The sequence below is a fragment of the Castellaniella hirudinis genome (assembly GCF_047468865.1).
Classification (GTDB): Bacteria; Pseudomonadota; Gammaproteobacteria; order Burkholderiales; family Burkholderiaceae_B; genus Castellaniella; species Castellaniella hirudinis_A.
Genome location: NZ_JBLGTV010000011.1, coordinates 36,739 through 59,774, shown reverse-complemented (window position 1 = coordinate 59,774; position 23,036 = coordinate 36,739). Strand labels below are relative to the sequence as shown.

Annotated in this window: 21 protein-coding genes; 10 read left to right on the top strand and 11 right to left on the bottom strand. The window is 65.3% G+C overall.

Annotated features, from left to right (window positions below):
• Window positions 1-35: 35 nt before the first annotated feature.
• From ACMHYJ_RS12905 to ACMHYJ_RS12895, 3 genes are read left to right on the top strand one after another with little or no spacing between them, the layout of a single operon-like run.
• Window positions 36-1,478, top strand: coding sequence for a bifunctional enoyl-CoA hydratase/phosphate acetyltransferase (locus ACMHYJ_RS12905; protein ID WP_414246582.1), 1,443 nt, complete (start codon window positions 36-38; stop codon window positions 1,476-1,478).
• Between the two features lie 31 nt (window positions 1,479-1,509).
• Window positions 1,510-2,742 (top strand): acetate/propionate family kinase, encoded by a 1,233-nt coding sequence (locus ACMHYJ_RS12900; protein ID WP_414246581.1) that lies wholly within the window; start codon window positions 1,510-1,512, stop codon window positions 2,740-2,742.
• 31 nt (window positions 2,743-2,773) lie between these two features.
• Entirely contained in the window at window positions 2,774-3,346 is a 573-nt protein-coding gene (locus ACMHYJ_RS12895) for a putative metalloprotease CJM1_0395 family protein (RefSeq protein WP_414246580.1), read from the top strand.
• A 132-nt stretch (window positions 3,347-3,478) separates the two neighbouring features.
• On the opposite strand, the gene speG is transcribed toward ACMHYJ_RS12895, so the two are convergent.
• The 3 genes from speG to ACMHYJ_RS12880 are packed head-to-tail and all read right to left on the bottom strand — an operon-like array spanning window position 3,479 to window position 6,863.
• Window positions 3,479-4,042 carry a spermidine N1-acetyltransferase gene (speG, locus tag ACMHYJ_RS12890; RefSeq protein WP_414246579.1) on the bottom strand — a complete coding sequence of 188 codons (564 nt, stop codon included), beginning with the start codon at window positions 4,040-4,042 and terminating at the stop codon, window positions 3,479-3,481.
• Window positions 4,043-4,047: 5 nt separating this feature from the next.
• On the bottom strand, window positions 4,048-5,766 hold the full coding sequence (locus ACMHYJ_RS12885; RefSeq protein ID WP_414246578.1) for a multicopper oxidase family protein: 1,719 nt from the start codon (window positions 5,764-5,766) through the stop codon (window positions 4,048-4,050).
• Between the two features lie 11 nt (window positions 5,767-5,777).
• Entirely contained in the window at window positions 5,778-6,863 is a 1,086-nt protein-coding gene (locus ACMHYJ_RS12880) for an RCC1 domain-containing protein (RefSeq protein WP_414246577.1), read from the bottom strand.
• Between the two features lie 254 nt (window positions 6,864-7,117).
• On the opposite strand from ACMHYJ_RS12880, the gene ACMHYJ_RS12875 reads away from it, so the two are divergent.
• The 4 genes from ACMHYJ_RS12875 to xseB all read left to right on the top strand — a co-directional run bounded on the left by ACMHYJ_RS12875 (window position 7,118) and on the right by xseB (window position 10,601).
• Window positions 7,118-7,459, top strand: a complete 342-nt coding sequence (locus ACMHYJ_RS12875) for a hypothetical protein (protein WP_414246576.1) — start codon at window positions 7,118-7,120, stop codon at window positions 7,457-7,459.
• A gap of 98 nt (window positions 7,460-7,557) precedes the next feature.
• Window positions 7,558-8,646, top strand: coding sequence for a methyl-accepting chemotaxis protein (locus ACMHYJ_RS12870; RefSeq protein ID WP_414246575.1), 1,089 nt, complete (start codon window positions 7,558-7,560; stop codon window positions 8,644-8,646).
• Window positions 8,647-8,694: 48 nt separating this feature from the next.
• On the top strand, window positions 8,695-10,293 hold the full coding sequence (xseA, locus tag ACMHYJ_RS12865; RefSeq protein ID WP_414246574.1) for an exodeoxyribonuclease VII large subunit: 1,599 nt from the start codon (window positions 8,695-8,697) through the stop codon (window positions 10,291-10,293).
• Window positions 10,290-10,601 (top strand): exodeoxyribonuclease VII small subunit, encoded by a 312-nt coding sequence (gene xseB / locus ACMHYJ_RS12860; protein ID WP_414246573.1) that lies wholly within the window; start codon window positions 10,290-10,292, stop codon window positions 10,599-10,601. The genes xseA and xseB overlap by 4 nt, the downstream gene beginning before the upstream one ends.
• Before the next feature lie 139 nt (window positions 10,602-10,740).
• On the opposite strand, the gene ACMHYJ_RS12855 is transcribed toward xseB, so the two are convergent.
• From ACMHYJ_RS12855 to panB, 4 genes are all read right to left on the bottom strand, one after another.
• On the bottom strand, window positions 10,741-11,370 hold the full coding sequence (locus tag ACMHYJ_RS12855) for a 2OG-Fe(II) oxygenase (protein ID WP_414246572.1): 630 nt from the start codon (window positions 11,368-11,370) through the stop codon (window positions 10,741-10,743).
• Entirely contained in the window at window positions 11,367-12,701 is a 1,335-nt protein-coding gene (locus tag ACMHYJ_RS12850; protein WP_414246571.1) for a DNA recombination protein RmuC, read from the bottom strand. Before ACMHYJ_RS12850 ends, ACMHYJ_RS12855 begins: the two co-directional genes overlap by 4 nt.
• 36 nt (window positions 12,702-12,737) lie before the next feature.
• Window positions 12,738-13,709, bottom strand: a complete 972-nt coding sequence (locus ACMHYJ_RS12845) for a LysR family transcriptional regulator (RefSeq protein WP_414246570.1) — start codon at window positions 13,707-13,709, stop codon at window positions 12,738-12,740.
• A gap of 78 nt (window positions 13,710-13,787) precedes the next feature.
• Entirely contained in the window at window positions 13,788-14,615 is an 828-nt protein-coding gene (gene panB, locus ACMHYJ_RS12840; protein WP_414246569.1) for a 3-methyl-2-oxobutanoate hydroxymethyltransferase, read from the bottom strand.
• A gap of 128 nt (window positions 14,616-14,743) precedes the next feature.
• Here panB and ACMHYJ_RS12835 point away from each other — a divergent pair, with 128 nt between their 5' ends.
• The gene (locus ACMHYJ_RS12835; protein WP_414246568.1) at window positions 14,744-15,586 is read left to right on the top strand and encodes an aldo/keto reductase; all 843 of its coding nucleotides are present in this window, start codon (window positions 14,744-14,746) and stop codon (window positions 15,584-15,586) included.
• Window positions 15,587-15,690: 104 nt separating this feature from the next.
• Window positions 15,691-17,067: an ATP-dependent RNA helicase DbpA gene (gene dbpA / locus ACMHYJ_RS12830; protein ID WP_414246567.1), complete on the top strand. Its 1,377-nt coding sequence runs from the start codon at window positions 15,691-15,693 to the stop codon at window positions 17,065-17,067.
• Here the strand turns inward: dbpA and ACMHYJ_RS12825 are convergent.
• The 3 genes from ACMHYJ_RS12825 to acnA all read right to left on the bottom strand — a co-directional run bounded on the left by ACMHYJ_RS12825 (window position 17,064) and on the right by acnA (window position 20,550).
• On the bottom strand, window positions 17,064-17,465 hold the full coding sequence (locus tag ACMHYJ_RS12825; RefSeq protein WP_414246566.1) for a PIN domain-containing protein: 402 nt from the start codon (window positions 17,463-17,465) through the stop codon (window positions 17,064-17,066). The genes dbpA and ACMHYJ_RS12825 overlap by 4 nt on opposite strands.
• The gene (locus ACMHYJ_RS12820) at window positions 17,465-17,689 is read right to left on the bottom strand and encodes an AbrB/MazE/SpoVT family DNA-binding domain-containing protein (protein ID WP_414246565.1); all 225 of its coding nucleotides are present in this window, start codon (window positions 17,687-17,689) and stop codon (window positions 17,465-17,467) included. The genes ACMHYJ_RS12825 and ACMHYJ_RS12820 overlap by 1 nt, the downstream gene beginning before the upstream one ends.
• 185 nt (window positions 17,690-17,874) lie before the next feature.
• Window positions 17,875-20,550, bottom strand: a complete 2,676-nt coding sequence (gene acnA, locus ACMHYJ_RS12815; protein ID WP_414246564.1) for an aconitate hydratase AcnA — start codon at window positions 20,548-20,550, stop codon at window positions 17,875-17,877.
• A gap of 296 nt (window positions 20,551-20,846) precedes the next feature.
• On the opposite strand from acnA, the gene ACMHYJ_RS12810 reads away from it, so the two are divergent.
• The gene (locus ACMHYJ_RS12810) at window positions 20,847-21,446 is read left to right on the top strand and encodes a hypothetical protein (RefSeq protein ID WP_414246563.1); all 600 of its coding nucleotides are present in this window, start codon (window positions 20,847-20,849) and stop codon (window positions 21,444-21,446) included.
• Window positions 21,447-21,474: 28 nt separating this feature from the next.
• On the opposite strand, the gene ACMHYJ_RS12805 is transcribed toward ACMHYJ_RS12810, so the two are convergent.
• Window positions 21,475-22,959 carry a diguanylate cyclase domain-containing protein gene (locus ACMHYJ_RS12805; protein ID WP_414246562.1) on the bottom strand — a complete coding sequence of 495 codons (1,485 nt, stop codon included), beginning with the start codon at window positions 22,957-22,959 and terminating at the stop codon, window positions 21,475-21,477.
• Window positions 22,960-23,036: the final 77 nt, after the last annotated feature.

Genomic DNA, 23,036 nt, shown 5'->3' with positions numbered 1-23,036 from the left:
CTCCCCTCCCTTTGCTGAAACGGACTCCCGCCGCCATGAACCACGCAACCCAATCCGACACGAACGCCGCCTGGATGGAAAACGTCACCTACGACGAACTGGCCGTCGGCCAAAACGCGCGCCTGCTGCGCACCGTCACCCTGAGCGACATCCAGGCCTTTGCCGCTGTCTCGGGCGACATCAACCCGGCCCATTTGAACCCCGCCTATGCGGACGCCACCATGTTCCAGGGGGTGATCGCCCACGGCATGCTGGGCGCCGCGCTGATTTCCGCCCTGTTCGGCACCCAGTTTCCCGGTCCCGGCACGATTTACCTGGGCCAGGAGCTCAAGTTCACCCGCCCGGTTCGCATCGGCGACACCCTCACCGTGCTGGCCACGGTCGCCGAAAAAGACGACGAGAAAAAACGCGTCAAAATGGACTGCCTGGTCACCAACCAACAAGGTGAAGTCGTCCTGAAGGGCGAGGCCAAGCTGATGCCGCCCACGCAGAAAGTCCGGGTGCAGCGCATCAACGCGCCCCACATCCAATTGTTCGACCCCGAAGCCCGCTTCAATGCCCTGTACGACCAGGTGCGCCACCTGGAAACCGTGCGCTGCGCCGTGGTTCACCCCGTGGATGCGGGGTCGTTGAGCGGGGCCATGGACGCGGCCCGCCACGGCCTGATCCAGCCGGTGCTGATCGGCCCCGAAGGCCGTATCCGCCGAGTGGCCGAAGCGGCCGGCATCGACCTGCGCGGCGCCGAGATCGTGGCGGTGGAGCACAGCCACGCCGCCGCCGAATGGGCCGCGGGCATGGCGGCACGGCGCGAAGTGGACACCCTGATGAAGGGCAGCCTGCATACCGACGAACTACTCAAAGCCGTGCTGGCCCAGCCGGCTCTGCGCACCGGACGGCGTCTGTCCCACGTATTCCGTTTCGACGTGCCGCTGTATGCCAAGCCGCTGATCATCACGGACGCCGCCATCAACATCCGCCCCACGCTGCTGGAAAAAGCCGACATCATCCAGAACGCCATCGACTTTGCCCAGGTATTGGGCACCGAACAGCCCAAGGTGGCCATCCTGTCGGCGGTCGAGACCGTCACCCCCGGCATCCCGTCCACCCTGGACGCCGCGGCCTTGTGCAAAATGGCCGACCGGGGACAGATACAGAACGGCCTGCTGGACGGCCCGCTGGCGTTCGACAACGCCATTTCCATGGATGCGGTGCGCACCAAGGGCATCACCTCCGCCGTGGCCGGCCAGGCCGACATCCTGGCCGTCCCCGATCTGGAAAGCGGCAATATGGTGGCCAAGCAGCTGGAATACCTGGCCGGGGCCAGCGGCTCGGGCCTGGTGCTGGGCGCGCGCGTGCCCATCGCCCTGACCAGCCGGGCCGACGGCCCCACCGTGCGCGTCGCCTCGGCCATCCTGGCCGTGCTGGCCGCCCACCACGAACGCCGGAAACAGGCCCAGGATGCCTGGAAACTGGGCTGATCCCGGAAACGTCCACTCACGGAGCGCCATCATGGCCATTCTTGCCGTCAATGCCGGTTCCTCGTCATTGAAATTTTCTCTGCACGCCCTCCTCGATGGGCAGGCCCAGGCGCACGACCTGGCGGGCAACATCCAGGGGCTGGAACCCGGCGGCCAGCCCGAAATGGGCTGGAACCATCACGGCCAGTCCCACCGGGAGGCCCTGGCCGTCGCCCCGGGCGAATCCCCTTTCGATGCCGCCCTGGGGCGATTGCACACCCTGATCCAGACCCTGGATGCGGCCAAGGGCCTGCAGGCTGTGGCTCATCGGGTGGTGCACGGCGGCAGCACATTCACGCACAGCGTCCGCGTCACGGACGACGTCCTGGCGCAGCTGGCGCGGCTGAATTCGCTGGCCCCCTTGCACCAGCCGCACAATCTGGAGGGCATCCGCCGGTTTCGCGCGGCCTTCCCCGATGTGCCGCAGATCGCCTGCTTCGACACGGCCTTTCATGCGCACATGCCCGAAGTCGACTACGCGTTCGCCCTGCCGCAGAGCCTGCGCGAACAAGGCATCCGCCGCTATGGGTTTCACGGCCTATCGTACCAGTACATCCAATCTGTCCTGCGGGAAAAAACCTTGCGCGGACACGGCCGGGCCATCATGGCGCACCTGGGCAACGGGGCCAGCCTGTGCGCCATGCGCAATGGCGTCAGCGTGGCCACGACCATGGGGTTTTCCGCGCTGGACGGTCTGATGATGGGCACCCGCAGCGGGTCGCTGGATGCCGGGGTGCTGCTGTTTCTGCTGGAACAGGGCTGGACGCACGCGCAGATCGAAACGCTGCTGTACAAGCAATGCGGCCTGCTGGGGGTGTCGGGGATTTCGGCGGACATGCGCCGCCTGCGCGCCGATGGCAGCGCGTGCGCCCAGCGCGCCATCGACCAGTTCACGCACCGCATCGTGCGCGAGACCGGCGCCCTGACGGCCTGCCTGGGGGGGCTGGATCTGCTGGCCTTCAGCGGGGGCATCGGCGAAAACGACGCGATCCTGCGCCAGCAAGTGTGCGACTGCCTGGGCTGGATGGGCCTGCGCATCGACCCCGAACGCAATCTGCAGGCCCTGGGCCGGGGCGCCTGGGCCATCCATGCCCCCGACAGCCGGATCGAAATCTGGGTGATTCCCACCGACGAAGGCCGCGTGGCGGCCCGCGAGGCGGCGGCCCTGCTGGCGGCGGAACCGGCGCAGGCCGCGCCGCCCCCGAACCCCGGCTTGACCCTATAATAGGCATCAACCGCCCACCCGGGAGGCACCCATGCCCATTTCCGCCATCGGGGGTGTCCAACCCCAAACCGCTTATCTGCCCGCGGCGTCCCATACCCCGGGGGCCGGCCGGAATCGCGTCGTTCAGGGCACCGAAGCCGGGCGGCTGCGCCCCCAGGAAACCGCAGCCGGCGGCCCGGATCGGGAATACACCGAAGAACAGCTGGCGCAAATCCAGGAACTGAAAGCGCGCGACCAGGCGGTTCGCCAGCACGAGGCCGCGCACCAGGCCGCGGGCGGCGCGCTGGCCGGGTCGGCCACCTTCAGCTACGAGCGCGGCCCGGACGGCCAGTTGTACGCGGTGGGCGGCGAAGTCTCCATCGACATGTCCACCATCTCGGGCGACCCGCAGGCCACCATCGACAAAATGCGCACGGTGATCGCGGCCGCCACCGCGCCCAGCGACCCCTCCAGCCAGGATCGCGCCGTGGCGGCCCAGGCCATGGCGACCATGATCCAGGCCCAGCAGGAACTGCTGCGCGACACCCGCCAAAGCGAGGACGCCCCCCACCCAAGCGCCTACGCCCGCCAGCAGGGGGTCGCCGCCTATCAGGCCCAGTCCTGACCTGATCTGACCCGCCCCGCACGGCGGCCGCCCGCCCAAGGCGCGGCCCGGCGCAGGCTGGCGCCGCCAGACCCCAGCCGGGGCAGGCCCGCCGGCCTTTATCCGGCTTTCACCATTACCCGGCTTTTACCTTTACAAGGCCGCGTTTTCTGTTTGCTTCGGCGCCACCGGCTTGTGCAGTTTCAGGTAGTCCTGCTGGAACAAACGCATGCGGATCACGCTGCGGTATTCGCCATTGACGAAGAATTCGTCTTGCAGCCGGCCTTCGGCCACAAAGCCCAGCTTGGTATAGATGTGGATGGCTTTTTTGTTTTCCTGATCCACGATCAGGTACAGCTTGTACAGGTTCAGCACCTTGAAGCCGTATTCCAGCGCCAGCCGCGTGGCCCGCAAGGCCAGACCCTTGCCCTGATAATCCGGCGCGATGATGATCTGGAATTCGGCCCGGCGGTGAACGTGGTCGATTTCCACCAATTCCACCAGTCCGGCTTTTTCGCCCTCGCATTCCACGATGAAGCGGCGTTCGCTTTGGTCGTGGACGTGCTGATCGTACAAGGATTGCAGTTCGGTAAAGGTGGCGTAGGGTTCTTCGAACCAATAGCGCATCACGCTGGCATTGTTATCCAGCTGATGCACAAATTGCAGGTCTACGCGTTCCAGGGGACGCAGTTTGATTTTGAGTGTGGCGGCGGGCATGAGTTTCAGGCGCGCACCTCGACCAATTCCATCATGCCCATGTCCTCATGATCCAGGGCATGACAATGCCAGACAAATTTTCCGGTGAAATCCGTGAAGCGGCTGCGAAAGGTAATGGAGGTGGGTTGATCCGGGGTGCCGTTGGGGGCCAGGGGAATGGTATCGGCCCAATAGGGCTCGATGTCTTCTCCATTGACCTTCACGACGTAGCAGTCATTGACGTGAATATGAAAAGGATGGGGGTAGCCGTTCAGATTATAGAGGGTCCATTCTTCCACGGCATTCAGGGCGATGGTCTGCGTGGCCGCCAACGCCGACTGGAATGGGGCCAGCCGGACGCCGACGTTCCCGGTGGAAAACACAGTATTGGCCAAAGACACGCCGTCCGCATCGGGGATGAACCATTCTTCATCCGCCGGAATCGGCTGGGGCAGCAACGGGCTGTCTTTGCTCAAAACCGCCAGGATCAGGGCGCGGGTCTTGCCGCCGTGCTGGGCGAGTTCGGCATCCGTGATGGGAAGGTGGCCGTCATAGATCGGCAGGCGGTTCGGGCTGGGCAGCGCGGCGCTCACCGGCGCGCCCTCGACCACGATGCGGGCGACGATTTCCGGGTCGGTGCTGGAGGGCGCTTTGGCGGCGCGCAAATAATAGGTGCCCGGGGTCTGGCTGGCCTGCACCAGCACCGAGCTGCGATTGCCGGGATAGATGACGTTGCCCGGCCAGTGCCGGTTGTCCAACTGCGACGCGGTGTCGGCATTGACAGGCCGGAAGGTGCGCGCCAGCACATTGCCGTCGCGGGCGTACTGCCACAGGGTGTGGTCGTCCAGCACGGGATTGAAGGGGTAGAACACATCGGAATTGACGAAATGCCAGTTCTGGATTTCGCCGGGCCGCATGACCAGGGTGGGCTGATACACCCCATTCAGCATGAAGGCGCTGTTGGCATTGCCGATGTAGTCGTACAGGGTGTCGCTGCGGCCGCCGGCCGACAGGTTCAGGCGATGCACGAACATGATTCTGTCGCGCACGCCGTCCGGCAGATCGAAGTCGTTGCGCGGAGTATGCACCTGAATGGCGCCAAACATGCCATTGACCACCTGCGTGGTGGTCGACCCGTGCAAGTGCGGGTGATACCAGTAGATGCCGTTGCTGTGGTTCTCCGGCAGGCGGATTTCGTGCAGCCGGCTGCCGCCGGGCGCCACCCCCGCATCGGGGGTGTCGACCACATAGTCCCCATACACCCCGGGGCGAATGATGCCCGGATCGACGTGCAGGCCGTGAAAATGCAGGTTCGTGCTGTTCTGGTAGTTCAGGTAGCTCAGGGACGACGCCTGGCCGTCGTTGGCCGGCAGGTGGTTGAGCAGCAGGACGCGCAGCGTATCCCCCGCGTTGAGCTGCAAGGTGGGCGCCAGCAGGGCGCCATTGTAATTGCGCAGAGCGGTGTCCCTGGCCTGCGCAACCCCGGGGTAGACAGCCTGGCCCACCGCGGCGAACTGCATGGGATTGCTGGCATAGGCGGCCTCCAGGGTGAGGTCGATCAGGCCGTTCCGGGCCACGATGCGCGGGGCCTCCGGCAAGGTGTCCGCGGTTGCGTCGAGGGGGTCATCGCCCCCGCCGCTGTCGCAGCCCGCCAACGGGGCCAGCAGCAAGCCCGCGGACAGGCCCATCGACCACCGCAGAATCTCGCGGCGCTTGGGGTCGGCGGCATCGCGTGTATCGTCCATGATTGTGCGTCCTAGGCCAGATGAATGGGATTGGGTTTCAGCACGACGGCCTGCTCGGCGGCCAGCCCGCAGGCCGCGCTGCGATTGTCGCCCCAGGCGTAGATGGTCTGGTTGTCCGTGGCCAGCACATGGCCCGCGCCGGCGGCCAGCTGCGTGATATGCGCCAGCCCCGGCAGCCGCACCGCTTGCGGCGACGAATGCGGCTGGGGCAGGCCCATCTGCCCCAACCCGTTCCAGCCCCAGGCGAAGACCTCACCCTGATCGGACAAGGCCACGGTGTAGAACATCCCCGCCGCCAACTGCGCCAGACCGAAGGCAGTGTCCACCGGGACGGGCCGGGTGGCATACGCGGCATCGGCATGCCCCAGTTGGCCATGGTTGTTGGCCCCCCAGGCCCATAGCCGGCCCGATTCGTCCAGGGCCAGGCTGTGGGTATCCCCCGCCGCCACCTGGCGAATGGCCACGGGCAGGTCGACCCGGCCGGGCGATGTGGCTGTGCGCAGGCCGCCCTGCCCCAATTGCCCGGCCTGATTGCCCCCCCAGGACCAGACCGCTCCGGCGCGATCCAGCGCCAGGGCATGGGTCGTGCCGCAGGCCAGTTGCTGGATGGGCGGCAGGCCGGGCACGGCCGCCGGCGCGGCGTGGCCCACGGCGGCCGGACGCCCCAGCTGCCCCTGGTGCTGGAACCCCCAGGACCAGACCCGGCCATCGGCCAGCAGCGCCAGGCTGACGGTTTGCATGCCGGCCAACTGCCGCACCCCGGCCGGCACGGCGGGCACCGCCTGATGGGCCGCGCCGCGATCAGGCGCGATGACCGGCCGGCACGCCAGCAGGCCCCCCGAGGCGCAGGCCCCGAGCACATGCACCGCCCCGTCGGCCACCGATTGGAAAGGCGTGCCCGGATTGAGCGACTGGGGGTAGGGCTGCGCATAGCGGCGATGGCCGATCTCGGCCTTGTCGGGGGCGCATAACGCGGCGGGCAGGTCATCCGGCAAGGGCGGATAGGCGGTCTTGAAAGCCCCCCAACCCCATGCCAGGCCATCGGACGCCAGCGCCACAGACCGCTGCGCACCCGCACTCATCTGGAGGATTGCCATGACGTGTCTCTTTATTATTGATTGTTAAAAAATTTAGATCATCATAAAAGCAAGCGGGAAATATTGGCAATAGCACGGGTCATCGCGCCCGCAATCGGCCTTTTTTTCCCGCGCAGTGCGCGGCCCGGGAACCCCCGCTGTCGCATTCAAGCATCAACCCCCCCATAAACCCGCTTATTCCTGCCGCGCCAGCGTAGAATCCGATGTCCCCCATCCCGTCCCGCGCCGGGACGTTTTCTCTGAAGGAGACCCGCATGAAACTGCGTCATTCCCTGGCCCTGGCGGCCGTTATGCTGTGCGCGCCCTGGATTGCCCAGGCCGCCCAAGTCAAATTCATCAACCAATCGTCCTGGGAAATCCACGAGATTTATTTTTCTCCGGCCAGCCAGAAAAGCTGGGGCGAGGATCACCTGGGCGAGGACATCTTGGAAAAAGGCGACTCGCTGACGCTGTCGGGCGTCGACAACGGGGTCTGGGACGTGCGCGTGGTGGATGAAGACGGCGACGAATGCATCATCGAAGATGTCTCCATCGACGGCTCGGACAGCTGGACCATCCGCGACGCCGACCTGCTGGCCTGCCAGGCAAACAGCTAAAACCCGGACAAGACCCTGTCGCGGCCACATGCAAACGACATGCCGCGAAAGCAAACCGCTAGAATCAGGGGGTTAACACCTACACCACGGAGAACCCCTTGTTTACGCTACGCAAGCGCAAGACCGTCGAAGAACAGCTGCTGGGGTCGGTTCAGGCGCGCCAACGCATCGAGGCACTTGCCCAGGAATGCGACACCCTGAAGCAGCACAACCAGGCGCTGCGACAAGAACAAGCCCTGAATCGCCTGCTGCTGGAAAATCTCTCGCGCTTTGGCGATTCCGTCATTACCCTGAAAGAATCCTTCAGCGACCTGTCCTCCCTGCTGGGAAAAAACCGCACCGCCGCCGAGCACGCCGCCCAGGAATCCGAAGCCAGCCGCGATGCCTTGCAAACCATCGTCCAGGGCCTGAGCGACATGAACACCGGGGTCAGGGATTCGGCCACGCGGGTCGCCTCCCTGCGCGCGGAAACCAAACGCATCGACAATTTCGTGGGCCTGATCGGCGACGTGGCCAAGCGCACCAACCTGATTTCCTTCAATGCGGGGATCGAAGCCACCCGGGCGGGCGACGCGGGGCGCGGCTTTGCCGTCATCGCCCAGGAAGTCCGCAGCCTGGCCGGCCGCACGGGGGACGCGACACGCGAAATCAACCACCTGATCTCCGATATCCAGACCCAAACCGGGGAAATCGACGGTCTGAACCAACGCAATGCCAGCCATGCCGATACTCTGAGCACCGATGCCCATACCGTGCTGGCGCGCACCTCCAAAATGCTGGAACTGTCCCACGGCAGCAATGCCGCCCTGGCATTTGCCGCCATTCTGTCCGAAGTCGAACTGGCCAATCTGGAAGAACTGGAAATCAAGCTGAACGTCTATCGGATTTTTCTGGGCCTGTCCCAGGCTACGGCCGAAGACATCCCCGACGAGACCCAATGCCGCCTGGGCCAATGGTATTACCAGGGGGACGGGGGGTCGTTGTTCGCCCAGGATGAAGGCTTCCGGGCGCTGGAGGCCCCGCACCGCGCAGTGCACATCCAGGCCCGCGCCGCCGTCGCCTCTTTTCATGCGGGCCGGCACCAAGAAGCCCTGACCGCCCTGGCCGAGATGGAACGCAACAATATCGACGTGATGGCCCGCTTGCGGATCATCCTGCAAAAAAATGAATCCCGTTTTTTCCAATGACACGCGGCCCGGACGCCCGTCCCGCCGGGCAGTATCCCGCGCACAGCCATGAACCGACGGTTTCTCGACGTCCCCTACCGCGAAAAAGACCAGGCCAAGTCCCTGGGCGCGCGCTTCGACTGGGACAGTAAACGCTGGTACATCCAGGACGGCATGGATCCGGCTCCGTTCGCCCGCTGGCTGTCCGCCGACGCGCTTCAGGGGGCGCTGCCCATTGCATTGGCCCCGGAGACCGCCCCCGCCGTGCCGGACAGTCCCGCAACCGGCACGGCGGTGGCCGCCGTGCGCGGCATCTCCCTGTCCCGGCTGCTGCAGGGCGTGGACGCCCTGATCAGCCAGGCCTACGCCCAGGGCGTGTGGACGATCGTCGAAATCTCCGAGGCCCGGGCGCGCGGCCACGTGTACCTGGAAGTAACCGAGCGCGATGCCGACGGCCGCCCCCTGGCCAAGGCCCGCGCCATGATCTGGGAATCCGTGGCCAGCCGCATTCTGCCGGCCTTCGAACACGCCACCGGGGCCGTGCTGGGGGCCGGCATGAAGCTGTTGGTGCGCGCCCAGCCGGTATTTCATGCGCAGTACGGCTTCAGCCTGCGGATCGACGCCATCGACGCCGAATACACGCTGGGCCAGATGGAAGCCCGCCGTCGGGAAATCCGCGCACGCCTGCAGCGCGAAGGGGTATTCGACCAGAACCGCCAGCGGCCCGCGCCCTGGGACTACCGCTGCGTGCTGGTGATCGCCCCGGCCCAGGCGGCCGGTCTGGGGGATTTCCACCGCGAAGCCGAGCGCCTGCAGCGCTGCGGCGTGTGCCGTTTCGTCTACGCCCACAGCCGGTTCCAGGGCGAAGGGGCGGCGCGGGAAATCGTGGCGGCGCTGCAGGCCGCCCTGGCGCAGTTTCCCGGCGGACAGACGCCGGACGCCGTGGCGCTGATCCGGGGCGGCGGGGCCGTCAGCGACCTGGCCTGGCTGGACGACTACGACCTGGCACGCGTCATCTGCGATCTGGACATCCCCGTGCTGACCGGGATCGGCCATGAACGCGACAATACCCTGGCGGACGAGGTCGCTCATGCGCGCTTTGACACGCCCAGCAAAGTCATCGCCGGGATCGAGCAGCGCATCGTACAGCGCGTGCGCGAAACGGTGGCGCTGGCGCAGGGGATATTCGGGCAGGCGCAGGCCGCGATCCACCAGGCCGACGCGGCCACCGGCCTGCTGCACAGCCGCATCCGCGAGGCCGCCCGCCAGCACGTGACGGCGGCCGCCCGCCAGGCGCCGCAGTTGGCGCATGCCGTGCAGCGCCAAGCCCAGCAGCATATCCAGCGCGCCCAGGCCCAATCCGAACGCGCCTTCCAGGCGGTGCTGGCGCAATCCGCCGCGCAGCATCACCTGGCGGCCCAGCGGGCCGGCACCCAATTGCAATGGGTCTTTGAGCGTGCCCGGACGACCCTGCGCGAGGCGCGATCCGGCACCGAAGGCCTACTGCGCGAAATCATGGGCCAGGGGCCGGAAAAAACCCTGGCGCGCGGCTTCGTCATTGTGCGCGCCCCCGACCAGCAACCGCTGACCAGCCTGGCCCAAGCCCAGGCCCAACCCCGACTCACCCTCGAATTCAAGGACGGGCGCTTGCCCGTGACCCCATCATGACCAGCAAAGCGACTGCCCAGCCCAAGAATTTCCGCCAAGCCTACGATGTGCTGCAACGCCACGCCAGCACGCTGCGCGACCAGACCGAACCCAACATCGACGACCTGCTGGATATCGTGAACGAATCGGTGGCGGCCTACAAGGTCTGCAAGCAGCGGATCGACGCGGTGGAAAAAGCCCTGGCCGAAGCCCTGGACACCGCCGACATCCCGGATCCGGCGCGCCAGGACGCCGCCGCCCGGGACGTCCCCCGCCAGGACGGCGATGCCTTGGACAGCGACGCCTTGGACGACGATCCCCCCTTTTGATTCTGAACCAGCAGGCCTGCCTGTCCGCACCCCGCCCGGCTCACAGCCGCGCCGAACACCCCGGCGACGGGCGCGGCACTTGCCGCATCGCCCGGTATCCACCGCATCCAGGGCAATGCGCGGCGATGTGGCCCGCGGCCTATTCGGGCACCCCGGGAATGGGATCGGTGCGCAGCCAGCCGGTCAGGCTCCAGCGGGTGGCCTGAGCGGGCATCACCTGATGCGGCATCACGCCGCTGACGAAAACCGCCAGCCGCCCGCCCACGGGCGCGAAACGCTGGATCTCGACTTCCGGGCGATACGGGTCATAGAGGCAGAGTTCTCCCCCGTCACGCGCATCCCAATCCGGGTTCAGATACAGCACGATGGATACCTTGCGGTGATCGGTGCCCCGATGCTGGTCGATGTGCTTTTTGTATCCGGCGCCGGCGTCGTAGCGCGCAAAGTGGAATTCCTGGCTGCGCAAACCCATGCCGTAATCCTCATTCAGCACCCGGCGAAACTGCCGCATCCAGGCGAAAAAGGGATGCGCGGCGATATCGGCATCGGGCCGTACCCAACAAATCGAATCGCCGCGTATCGTCGGCTGGTGCGCGCCGGTGTCGCTGCGGCCGATTTCACCCACGGTAAATTGCCCCGCCGCCCACCACTGTCGGGCCTGCGCCAGCAAGCCGGCCTGCCACGGCGCCGGCACCACCGTGTCGATGACCGCCCAACCCTGCCGGTTCAAAAGATGGATCAGTTCGGTATAGGTATCGGCATCGGTCATGGCGCGTGGGGGCCGAAGGCGTCCGGGCGCAAGGCCGGTTCGGGCGCGGCCTTGTGCCCGGCTTCGGACATGGGTTCGGGTTCGGGTTCGGGTTCGGGCAAGATGATCTGCAAACGCTGCACGTCGATATCGGCGTGCAGCGGCGTCAGGGCGGGCAGCGGCTTGCTGGCCTTGGTGGAGAACTCGGCAAAGCGGCCCGCCTTGCCATACAGCCCCTGCTGGCCCGCCACCGCCACCACCGCGCTGTTGTATTGCGCGCTGGCGGTGTTCAGGGTGTTGCCCAATTTCTGCAGGCGTTCGGCCACGGTGGCCACCTGGTTGTACAGGCCGCCCGCCATGTCGCACAGCACACGGCTTTGTTCATTGCTGCGGGCCATCACCCACAGGTTGGCCACGGTGCGCAGAATGGGCATCAGCGTGGTATGCGACACCAGGATCACGTCGTGGCGGTAGCCATGGTCGAACAAATCGCGCTGCTGCCTCAGGGCCTCGATGTAGGCGGGCTCGATCGGCATGAACATCAGCACGAAACTGGGGCTCTTGATGCCGATCAGGTTGCTGTAGTCCTTGCGGGCCAGGTCGTCCATATGGTGGCGCACGGCCTGCACATGGGCCGCCAGGGCGGCTGCGCGGGCGGCATCGGTCTCGGCCGCGACGGCGCGGTCGTAGTCGACCAGGGAGACCTTGCTGTCAATGACCAGGTGTTTGTCGCCGGGCAGCTTGATGACGAAATCCGGCTGCAGACGGTTGCCCGCGCCATCCCGGAAACTGGCCTGCGCCTGATAGTGGTCGCCGGGCATCAGGCCGGCCAGCTGCAGACTGCGTTCCAGCTGGACTTCCCCCCAGTTGCCCGTGGTTTTCTTGTCGCCCTTCAGGGCGGTGGCCAGGGTCTGGGCCTCGGCGCTCATTTTCAGGCCGACATCCAGCACCTGGCGGATTTCCGCACCCAGCCGGGCCTGGCCCCGCGCCGACGCGTCATGGACATCGTTGACGCGCTTCTGGAAATGGTCGATCTGTTCACGAAAGGGCCGCAGCAGGCCTTCCAGGGAAGCCTGGCTTCTGGCGGAAAACGTCCGGGCTTTTTCCTCCAGCACCTGCTGGGCCAGTTGCCGGAACTCCGCCTGCATCACGGTTTTGGATTGCTCGAAGGCTTGCCGGGCCTCGGCCAGCGCCGCCAGTTTTTCCTGGTGTTCGGCCCGCAGCCGGGCAAGCGCCAGATCGCGCGCCTGCAGGTCGGCCTGCAGGCCCGGCACCCGCCGGCGGCCCAGCCACCACCCCGCGCCGCAGCCCAGCACGACGGCCAGCAGCAGCCAGGGAAGTTGGGGCGACAACCACAAAGGCATTTCGGGCAACGGCTACCGGGCCGGTCAGGCGTGTTTCAAGTTGGCCTGGGGCACGACGGTCTGGGCCTGCAGGCCATTGACATCGGTATCCAGGTACTGCGGCACCGTGCTGCGGACGTGCGTATACAGGCCGCGGATCAGGCGGCTGGCGCCTTCAGTCAGCAAGTGCCCCACGGGCGACACGACCCCGATGCGATAGGGGATGTCGGTGGCGATGGGCCGCACGACAATATCGCCGGCGGCGAAAGACGGCACCGTAAAGGGGTCGATCAAGGCGACCCCAAGGCCCGCCCGCACCATGGACAGGGCGGTCTGCTGGCTGGAGACTTCGATGTGGCGGCGCTTATCGCGCGAGGTCAGCTGCACCAGACTGTTGATCAGGTGAAAGCGCATGCGATAGCGCCCCAGCAATGTGATGACATCCGTATTGTGGATGTCTTCGAGGTGGATGATGGGCTGCCCGGCCAGCGGGTGGGCGGCCGGCAGGGCCAACTGGCACGGCGCCTGCCCGCACCAGTGCACCTGCAGACCCTCGATATCGATGGGGAGATTGATAAGGGCGAAATCGGCGCGGCGTTCGAGGATGCCGCGGGCGGTGACTTCGTAGACGGATTCTTCGAGAATAAGCTTCTGGGGAAACACGGCATTGAAGCGGTCGACCAGGGCCAGGGCCACGGGCAGCAGGCCCTGGGCCAGATCGGAGGTGGCCAGGATGCGCAAAGGCCGGATCTCGCCGCTGCGCATGCCCATGACATGGGATTGCAGCTGATGCAAATCGGCCAGAATGCTGCGGACATCCTGGTAGAACTGGACGCCGGCCTCGGTGAGGGTGATCGTGGGGCGGGTGCGTTCGAACAGCACGAAGCCGAGTTCGGCTTCGAGGTCGCTGACCTGGCGGCTGACGACGGGCTGAGAGCGCCCCAACAGGCGGCCCGCCGCCGTGACACTGCCACTGGTGACCACCGCGTTGAGCGCTTCGAGTTGGCGAATTTCCATAATGCGGTCAGGAGGCATGCCGGGCGCCGGATCGCCGACCTCATGCATACCCCGATTGAAATCATCAATTCTAATATGTTAGGCCTTTGACCGCACGCCAAAGCAATGATCTAGCGTGGGAAATGATTCTTCCCGCACGGATTGGGCATAGGCGCCCACCGCGTCGCGGATGACCTGGGCGGCATCGCCAAAGCGGTGGGCGAACTTCGGGATGCGATCCCCGCTGAGGCCGAGGATGTCTTCGGTGACCAGGATCTGGCCGTCGCACGCCGGGGACGCCCCGATGCCGATCGTGGGGATGTCGAGTTCCGCCGTGATCTGCCGGGCCAGGGGTTCGCTGATGCCTTCCAGCACCACGCCGAAAGCCCCGGCCTGGGCATGGGCATGGGCATCCGCCAGGATGCGCCGGGCGGCGGCGTCGGTCATGCCCTGGGCCTTGAAGCCGCCCATGGTATGGACATACTGCGGCATCAGGCCCACGTGGGCCAGCACCGGGATGCCGCGATCCACCAGGAACCGCGTGGTGTCGGCCAGCACCTGGCCGCCTTCGAGCTTGACCCCGGAAACGCCGCTGGCCGCCATCATGGATGCGGCATTGGCAAAGGCCTGGGCGGGCGACTGCTGGTAGCTGCCAAACGGCATGTCCACGATGATGCAGGCCTGCCGGGTGGCGCGCACCACGGCGGCGGCGTGCGCGGCCATGGTCTCGGGCGTGATGGACAGGGTATCGGGCAGGTCGTAGCCCACCATGGCGGTGGAATCCCCCACCAGAATCATGTCCAGGGATTCGTCCAGCAAGCGGGCGATGGGGGCGATATACGCCGTCAGCGACGCAATTTTGCGCGTGCCTTTGTAAGCCATCAGCTGGGGCACCGTGACGCGCTGCGCTGGTCTATGTACACTCATTGATCTACTCCAGAAAAAAACCATTGTCGGCGGCTGCGCCGGACGGCTTCCACCACGGTGAGGCCTCGGCCAATCGGGCTGCACGACAATCCGCGGGCCGCGTGCCCGCCCAACTATCGGAGACCTTTATGTCATCCAATCAACCTTATCTGACCTTTCACGATGGGCGCCGCGCCCCGCAACTGGGCCTGGGCACCTGGAAGGTAACCGGCGACGAGGCCGCCCCGGCCGTGCAGGCCGCGGTACAGGCCGGCTACCGGTCGATCGACACGGCCTACATCTACTATAACGAAACCGAAGTCGGTCAGGGGATTGCCCAGTGCGGGGTGCCGCGCGAAGAACTATTCATCACCACCAAGCTGTGGAACAACCGCCATGGGCTGGACAGCGCCAAGGCCGCCCTGCAGGAAAGCCTGGATCGGCTGCGGCTGGATTATGTGGATCTGTACCTGATCCACTGGCCCGTCCCAAAGGAAAAGCAGTATCTGCAGGCCTGGGAGGCCCTGATCCAGATGCGCGACGATGGCCGGGCAAAGTCCATCGGGGTGTGCAATTTCCAGATCGACCATCTGCAGAAGCTGTTGGACAAGACGGGGGTGCTGCCGGTGGTCAATCAGATCGAGCTGCATCCGTATTTCCAGCAGGCTGAGTTGCGTGCGTATCATGCGGATCATGAGATTTTAACGGAGGCCTGGAGCCCGTTGGGCCAGGGCCAGGCGCTGCAGGATCCGGTCATCCAAGAGCTGGCCCACCAGTTGCAGGCCAGCCCGGCGCAGGTGATTCTGCGCTGGCATATCCAGATGGGCCATATGGTGATTCCGAAGTCCGCGCATGCGGGCCGGATCGAGGAAAACTTCAACCTATGGAATCTGCACTTGGATGATGCCGCCATGGCCCGCATCGCGGGGCTGGACAAGGCGGATGGCCGCATCGGCCCCGACCCCGAACGCTTTCATCTGATGGAGGGATGAGATCGGCCAGCGAACAGTCCCTGCGGACTGTTCGCTGGCCGATCGAAGCGCAGCGCAACGCATATGCGCTAGACTGCGCTGTTCGACTCTTTTGCACCCGCCCTGTGACTTCATCCTCTTTTTCCGCCCTGCCGCTCAGTCCCGCCCAGCTGGATAATCTGGCGCAGATGGGCTACGCGGCCATGACGCCCATCCAGGCACAGAGCCTGCCGCTCATTCTGGAGGGCCGCGACCTCATCGCGCAAGCCAAGACGGGGAGTGGCAAGACCGCGGCGTTCGGTCTGGGCATCTTGCATCGCCTGAATCCAGCGCAATGGGCGGTGCAGGCCTTGGTGATCTGCCCGACGCGCGAGTTGGCCGAGCAGGTGGCGGCAGAGCTGCGGCGACTGGCGCGGGCGGCGGGCAATATCAAGGTGCTGACCCTGACCGGTGGGGCATCCGCCCGGCCCCAGGTAGAATCGCTGGCGCATGGCGCGCACATCATCGTTGGCACGCCGGGGCGCTTGCTGGATCACCGCGACCGCGCCACGCTGGATTTGTCGGCGGTGCGGACGCTGGTACTGGACGAGGCCGACCGCATGGTGGACATGGGGTTTTTCGCGGAAGTGCTGGACTTGGCCAGCACGTGTCCGGCGTCGCGGCAGACGATGCTGTTTTCGGCCACTTACCCGGATACGATACGCCAGGATGCCGGCGGGCTGTTGCGCGATCCGGCGATGGTGCAGGTGGACACGGCACACGTTGCGGGCCAGATTCGCCAGCATTTTCACGAGGTGACGGATGACCGGCGGTTTGAGGCGGTTGGCCGCTTGCTGCTGCAGCATCAGCCGGCTTCGGCGCTGTTGTTTTGCAATACCAAGGCGGCATGCGCCGATCTGGCGGCTTGGCTGGCACATGCCGGCTTCAGTGCCCTGGCGCTGCATGGCGACAAGGATCAACGCGACCGCGACGATGTGCTGGCGCAATTTGCCAATCACAGTTGCACGGTGCTGGTGGCCACGGATGTGGCGGCGCGTGGGCTGGACATCCCGGCCTTGCCGATGGTGATGAATGTGGACTTGGCCCGCGACCCCGCGGTGCACGTGCACCGGATTGGCCGCACGGGGCGCATGCAAGCGCACGGCCTGGCGCTGAGTCTGTGCAATGCGGACGAACGGCATGTGGCGGCGCGCATTGAAAAACACCAGGCGGAACCCCTGGATTGGGTCGCTTTGCCGCCCCCCAGGGCCGGCAAAGCGCCCGAGCAGGCGCCCATGGTGACGCTGCTGATCCTGGGCGGCAAGAAAGCCAAGCTGCGGCCCGGCGATTTGCTGGGCGCGCTGACCGGCGATGGCGGGCTGACGCGCGAGCAGGTGGGGAAAATCAGCATCACGGATCAAGTGTCGTATGTGGCCCTGGATCGCCGCATCGCCCATCAGGCTTTTCCGCGCTTGAAAAACATCCTGATCAAGGGAAAGCCCCAACGCATGAAATTGCTTTAGGCCAGCAGGCTGACGCCGTCTATTTTGGCGGCTTTTTTGTCAAACGTCAGCAACGGCCCTTGCACAGCCTCCCCCACCAAAGCGGCATGCAGGCAATCGGCAAAGTCTGGCGCACCTGTCCGCCTGAAAAACCACAGCGCTTGTTCAAGGGCCGCTTCGTGCTGGAATTCGAGTTCCGCCGTGCAGAGCAAAGCATCGAATGCAGCCGTAATGGACAGCCTGTCGAAGCCGTAACGCGAACGCAATACCCATTCGGTTTCCAACACCACAGTGATCGGCACAAACAGCAGTTGGCCTTGGCCACACTGGGTATCCAGCAAGGCCAGCACCGCAGCGCTTTGTCGCGCGTCATCGTTGACCAGCCAGCGCACCAGCACATTGGTGTCCAGGGCGGCCATCAGGACTCGCCCAGACTCATGTCGCCAATCGACACTTTGATGCCATCCTGGGGAACCAGCATGCCTTGGAGCGCTTTCAGGGATCGAGCCTTTGCCCTCAGCACCACCGTGCCATCCGGCATGGGGGTGAAGGTGATGCGATCTTGCGCACTGACACCCAGCAAGCGCCGGATGTTGGCCGGGATGGTGACTTGGCCTTTGGTGCTGAGAATGGCTTCCGACATGGAGACTCCTTACTTTTAATAAATAGTAAGGAAATCCATATTGATCGTCAAGCCCAGGGATCGGCCCACGAAAAGCCCCGCAACGGCGGCAAACGACCCGCGCCGGCCTCCTGCGCGGGAAGCCGCTTGACCCGCCTCGACCCGGGCAATATCGGCGTCGATATGGCCCGGGCGAAACGGCGGGATCAGTTCAGCAATTGCCGGATGGCGTACTGCAGAATCCCGCCGTGGCGGTAGTAGGCGGCTTCGCTGGGGGTGTCGATGCGCACGTGGGCGTCGAATGCCACATCGCCCGCCTTGACGCGCACGGTCTTGGGGGTCTGGCCGTCGTTGAAAGCCTCGATCCCGGTGATCTCGAAGGTTTCCTTGCCGTGCAGGCCCAGGGTATCGGCGTTTTGGCCGTCGGGGAACTGCAGCGGCAACACGCCCATGCCGATCAGGTTGGAGCGGTGGATGCGTTCGTAGGATTCGGCGATGACCGCGCGCACGCCCAGCAGCACCGTGCCCTTGGCGGCCCAGTCACGCGACGAGCCCGAGCCGTATTCCTTGCCCGCCAGGATGACCAGCGGGATGCCGGCCTGCTGGTAGTTTTGCGAGGCGTCGAAAATGGTGGCCACGGGGGCGTCGGCCTGGGTGAAGTCGCGCGTCCAGCCGCCTTCGGTGTCGGGGGCGATCTGGTTGCGCAGGCGCACATTGGCGAAGGTGCCGCGAATCATGACTTCGTGGTTGCCACGGCGCGAACCGTAGGAGTTGAAGTCCTTGGGCTGCACCCCTTGGGACTGCAGGTACTGCGCCGCCGGGGAATCCTTGGCGATGGAGCCGGCCGGGCTGATGTGGTCGGTGGTGACCGAATCGCCCAGTTTGGCCAATACGCGCGCGCCCCGGATGTCGTGCACGGGGTCGGGATCGCGGCGCATGCCGACGAAGTACGGCGGATTGCGCACGTAGGTGGAGGTATCGTCCCAGTGGTACAGATTGCCTTCGGGGGTGGGCAGATCCTTCCAGGCGTCGGTGCCGGCGAAGACATCCGAATAGCCGTTTTTGTACATGTCCGCCGTGATGGACGACTGGATGACGTCCTGGATTTCCTGGCTGGTGGGCCAGATGTCGCGCAGATAGACGTCCTGGCCTTGATGATCCTGGCCCAGCGGGGTCTGGTACAGATCGAAGTCCATGGATCCGGCCAGCGCATAGGCCACCACCAGCGGCGGCGACATCAGGTAGTTCATCTTGACTTCGGAGTGGATGCGGCCTTCGAAGTTGCGGTTGCCCGACAGCACCGACGTGACGGCCAGGTCGTTGGCGCGCACGGCTTCGGAGACTTCGGGAATCAGCGGGCCGGAGTTGCCGATGCAGGTGGTGCAACCATAGCCCACCAGGTTGAAGCCCAGGGCTTCGAGGTATTGCATCAGGCCGGATTTTTCGTAGTAGTCGGTGACCACGCGGGAGCCGGGGGCCAGGGAGGTCTTGACCCAGGGCTTGCGGTGCAGGCCGCGCTCGACGGCCTTCTTGGCCAGCAGGCCCGCCGCCACCATGACGGCGGGGTTGGACGTGTTGGTACATGAGGTGATGGCGGCGATCGCCACCGCGCCGTGGTCGATTTCAAAATCCACCCCGCCCGGCAGGTGCACGGGCGCGGGGTTGCTGGCGGGCGCGCCCGGCAGGGCCGCCAGGGATTTCTGGAATGCGGGCTTGGATTCGGACAACAGGATGCGGTCTTGCGGGCGCTTCGGCCCCGCGATGGAAGGCACCACCGTGCCCAGGTCGAGTTCCAGGCGTTCGGAATAGACGGGTTCGTGGCTGGGGTCGTGCCACAGGCCCTGGGCCTTGGCGTAGGCTTCGACCAAGGCGACCTGCGCGTCGGAGCGGCCGGTGAAGCGCAGGTAGTTGAGGGTTTCGTCGTCGATCGGGAAGATGGAGATGGTGGAGCCGTATTCCGGGCTCATGTTGCCGATGGTGGCACGGTTGGCCAGGGGCACGGCAGCCACGCCGGGGCCGTAGAATTCGACGAACTTGCCCACCACGCCGTGCCTGCGCAGCATGTCGGTGATGGTCAGCACCAGGTCGGTGGCGGTGGTGCCCTCGGGCAGGGCGCCGGACAGCTTGAAGCCCACCACACGCGGGATCAGCATGGAAATCGGCTGGCCCAACATGGCGGCCTCGGCCTCGATGCCGCCCACGCCCCAGGCCACCACGCCCAGGCCGTTGACCATGGGGGTGTGCGAGTCGGTGCCCACACAGGTGTCGGGATAGGCTTCGGTTTCGCCATCGACCTGGCGGGTGAAGACGCCCCGCGCCAGGTGTTCGAGGTTGACCTGGTGGACGATGCCAGTGCTGGGCGGCACCACGCGGAAGCCGTCGAAGGCGGTCTGGCCCCAGCGCAGGAACTTGTAGCGCTCGACGTTGCGCTGGTATTCGATTTCGACGTTGCGCCGGTAGGAATCGTTGTGGCCGAAATCATCCACGATCACCGAGTGGTCGATGACGAGTTCGACCGGCGCGAGGGGGTTGATGCGCTCGGGATCGCCGCCCAGCGTCTGCATGGCTTCGCGCATGGCGGCCAGATCGACCACGGCGGGCACCCCGGTGAAATCCTGCAGGATGACGCGGGCCGGGGTGAAGGAGATTTCGCGGTTGGGCTGCGCGTCGGGATCCCAGGACGCCAGGGCGCGGATGTCGTCGGCGGTGACATCGCCGCCGTCTTCGGTGCGCAGCAGGTTTTCCAGCAGGATCTTCAGCCCGTAAGGCAGGCGGGACGGATCCAGGCCGTGGTCTTTCAGGGCGCCCAGCTTGTAGATGCTGTAGGGCTTGCCCTCAACATCCAGGGTGGCGCGCGCGCCGAAACTATTGGGATGAGCCATTGCAGTCCTCCGGGAGTCGATGAAGTGGAAGCTGGCCAGACCTCATCGACAGCCCTGACCAACGGTATCCATTCATCTTACACGCATTCCCCTCGGGGTCTCCATCCCGCCACGGCCCCATTGGGGACATTGCCCGGCGGCTCCCAAACCCGCTGCAATGTTGATATCTAAACAATCAAAATCCAGTGATCGGGCCGCCGTCATTGATGCTTATCAAGACGGGGAACATTTACGCCGCCACGGCGGCGGCGGGCTGCCTAAACTGGAAGGCTCGTTGATCCACCTGGAGCACCTCTATGTCGTTTCCCGCTTTTTTCGCGCAAGCCCCCCGCATTACGCTGCACGATCCCCTGGCCCAGCTGCTGGGCGCCGCCGACGACGGCAAAATTGAATACGGCTATGAAGACGCCGTGCGCCTGGCCGGGCACTCGTGCCCCACTGTGGCCGGCGCCTGGCTGATGACCGTCAAGGGCTTGCAGGCCCTATACCCCGACAGCGTGCCCGAGCGCGGCAATGTGCTGGTGGAATTCGCCGACGGCGCCACCAACGGCGTCACTGGCGTCATCGCCAATGTCGTCAGCCTGGTGACCGGTTCCACCACAGACACCGGCTTCAAGGGCCTGGCCGGCCAGCACGACCGCCGCGACCTGCTGCGGTTCGGCCAGAGCGTGCCGGGCGAAATCCGCTTTACCCGCCGCGACACCGGGGCCAGCGTGACCGTGTCATACAACGCCCAGGGGGTGCCCGCCGCCGCCAACGCCATGCCCTTGCTGCAGCAAATCTTGTCGGGCCAGGCCAACGACGCCCAGAAACAGGAATTCGGCCAGGTCTGGCAAGACCGCGTGCGCCGCATCCTGGAATCCGCCGACCAACCCGGCCTGGTCGTCATTCATTAAGCAGATGGGGGCGCTGCGGATCGGTTTCTTAACCACCCGGGCGGTGGCGGGCATTGACCAGGTAATACGCCTGCTTGTCGGCATACATGGCTTCGTCGGCCTGCTGCATGGCGCGTTCCAGGTGGGCCGCATCCAGACAGACGGCCAGGCCCGCCGACACACTCAGGGCGCTGCCGCTGTGATATTGGTTGTTCAGGTCGATCATGACGCGGATGTCATCCAGCAAGGCCTGGGCGGCGGCCAGTTCCTGGCCCGGCAGCAGCACCATGAACTCGTCGCCGCCGATGCGGGCCGCCACCCCCGGAGATTCGACCGCCTTGGACAGGACTTCGCCGAACCGGCGCAGCAGATCGTCGCCGGCGGCGTGGCCGACCGTGTCGTTGGTTCGTTTCAGGTTGTTGATGTCCAGCGCGATCAGTGCCACGGGCGCCGTGCGCTTGCGCGTCAGACGGGCCAATTCATCGACGAAATAAGAGCGGTTTTTCAGTTGAGTCAGCACGTCGTGCTGGCCCAGGTATTCCAGGTAGGCTTCGGCTTTCTTGCGCGCCGTGATGTCGGTCAGCGACACCAGCACCTTGGACCAGTCGTGCTCGCAGCCCTGGAAAACCGATAGCTGCAAATGCAGGTACAGTGTGTCGCCTTGCAGGGTGTTGTTCCGCACCTCGCGCTGATGCTGCAACTGCCCATCCCACAAATCGATCAGCTGTTCGGCAAACGAGGCCAGCGCGGTATCGGCCAGCACATCGCCCAGGCGGGACACCAGCTCGGCATGAGAACGCGCCTTGAAAAGCTTGAGCGTGTATTGGTTGACGTCCAGGATGCGGATTTCCCGCAGACAGCGGTCGATGAAATCGGGGTGCACGTCCAGGAACGTGCGGAAATCCGTGACCCCGCGCTGGCGCAGTTCGTCGAACAGCATCCGCACGGCGCTGAAGTCCTCGACCCACAAAGACACGGGAGCCTGCTCGAAGAACTCGCGCGCATCCCGGGCGCTGTCCTGCGCACGGCGGCGCAGGGACTGCAGCTCGGTGATGTCCTCCATGGTGACGAGCACCCGATCCCAGGGCCGGTGCACGGCATCCAGGACGACCCCCTTCAGGGATAAATCCAGGCGCTTGCCGCTCATGGAGTAATTGACGGTCAGCCCTTGAAAGCTGGACTTCCCCTGCCACAACTGATCCAGCTCTTGCAGGAAGCCGTCCAGCATGTCATCACGCAACACATGATCCAAGTGGGCGAACAGGGCCTCCGGGGTCTCGGCCTCGTACAGCGCCAGCACCTGCCGGTTGACCCGCAACACCCGGATCAGGGCGATGCAATCCGCCAGACGCTGGCGATCCTGCAGCAGCCAGGCGCGCAGATCCTGGATGCCCGCGGCCCGCAATTGCTCAAAGTGCACAGACAGGGCGCTGTAGTCTTCCAGCCAGCACGCCATGGGAAAGCTGTCGAAAAAAACTGGCACCCGGACGTCCGATGCGGCGCCGAGCGGATTGGCGGGAGTAAGAGTGCCCATGCAAAAGTCATATACAAGCTAAATGTAAGCGCAGATGATGACATGATTTCGCACGGATCACACGCAGTCCTCACGGC

Coding starts and splice junctions, on each gene's coding strand:
- panB (WP_414246569.1), bottom strand. CDS start 14,615: ATGAGTGTACATAGACCAGCGCAGCGCGTCACGGTGCCCCAGCTGATG.
- ACMHYJ_RS12825 (WP_414246566.1), bottom strand. CDS start 17,465: ATGGCCGCCCTGGACACCAATGTGCTGGTGCGCTGGCTGGTCAACGAT.
- ACMHYJ_RS12855 (WP_414246572.1), bottom strand. CDS start 11,370: ATGACCGATGCCGATACCTATACCGAACTGATCCATCTTTTGAACCGG.
- speG (WP_414246579.1), bottom strand. CDS start 4,042: ATGCCCGCCGCCACACTCAAAATCAAACTGCGTCCCCTGGAACGCGTA.
- ACMHYJ_RS12835 (WP_414246568.1), top strand. CDS start 14,744: ATGTCATCCAATCAACCTTATCTGACCTTTCACGATGGGCGCCGCGCC.
- ACMHYJ_RS12895 (WP_414246580.1), top strand. CDS start 2,774: ATGCCCATTTCCGCCATCGGGGGTGTCCAACCCCAAACCGCTTATCTG.
- ACMHYJ_RS12845 (WP_414246570.1), bottom strand. CDS start 13,709: ATGGAAATTCGCCAACTCGAAGCGCTCAACGCGGTGGTCACCAGTGGC.
- ACMHYJ_RS12900 (WP_414246581.1), top strand. CDS start 1,510: ATGGCCATTCTTGCCGTCAATGCCGGTTCCTCGTCATTGAAATTTTCT.
- ACMHYJ_RS12810 (WP_414246563.1), top strand. CDS start 20,847: ATGTCGTTTCCCGCTTTTTTCGCGCAAGCCCCCCGCATTACGCTGCAC.
- acnA (WP_414246564.1), bottom strand. CDS start 20,550: ATGGCTCATCCCAATAGTTTCGGCGCGCGCGCCACCCTGGATGTTGAG.
- ACMHYJ_RS12905 (WP_414246582.1), top strand. CDS start 36: ATGAACCACGCAACCCAATCCGACACGAACGCCGCCTGGATGGAAAAC.
- ACMHYJ_RS12875 (WP_414246576.1), top strand. CDS start 7,118: ATGAAACTGCGTCATTCCCTGGCCCTGGCGGCCGTTATGCTGTGCGCG.
- xseA (WP_414246574.1), top strand. CDS start 8,695: ATGAACCGACGGTTTCTCGACGTCCCCTACCGCGAAAAAGACCAGGCC.
- ACMHYJ_RS12820 (WP_414246565.1), bottom strand. CDS start 17,689: ATGTCGGAAGCCATTCTCAGCACCAAAGGCCAAGTCACCATCCCGGCC.
- ACMHYJ_RS12805 (WP_414246562.1), bottom strand. CDS start 22,959: ATGGGCACTCTTACTCCCGCCAATCCGCTCGGCGCCGCATCGGACGTC.
- ACMHYJ_RS12880 (WP_414246577.1), bottom strand. CDS start 6,863: ATGGCAATCCTCCAGATGAGTGCGGGTGCGCAGCGGTCTGTGGCGCTG.
- ACMHYJ_RS12885 (WP_414246578.1), bottom strand. CDS start 5,766: ATGGACGATACACGCGATGCCGCCGACCCCAAGCGCCGCGAGATTCTG.
- xseB (WP_414246573.1), top strand. CDS start 10,290: ATGACCAGCAAAGCGACTGCCCAGCCCAAGAATTTCCGCCAAGCCTAC.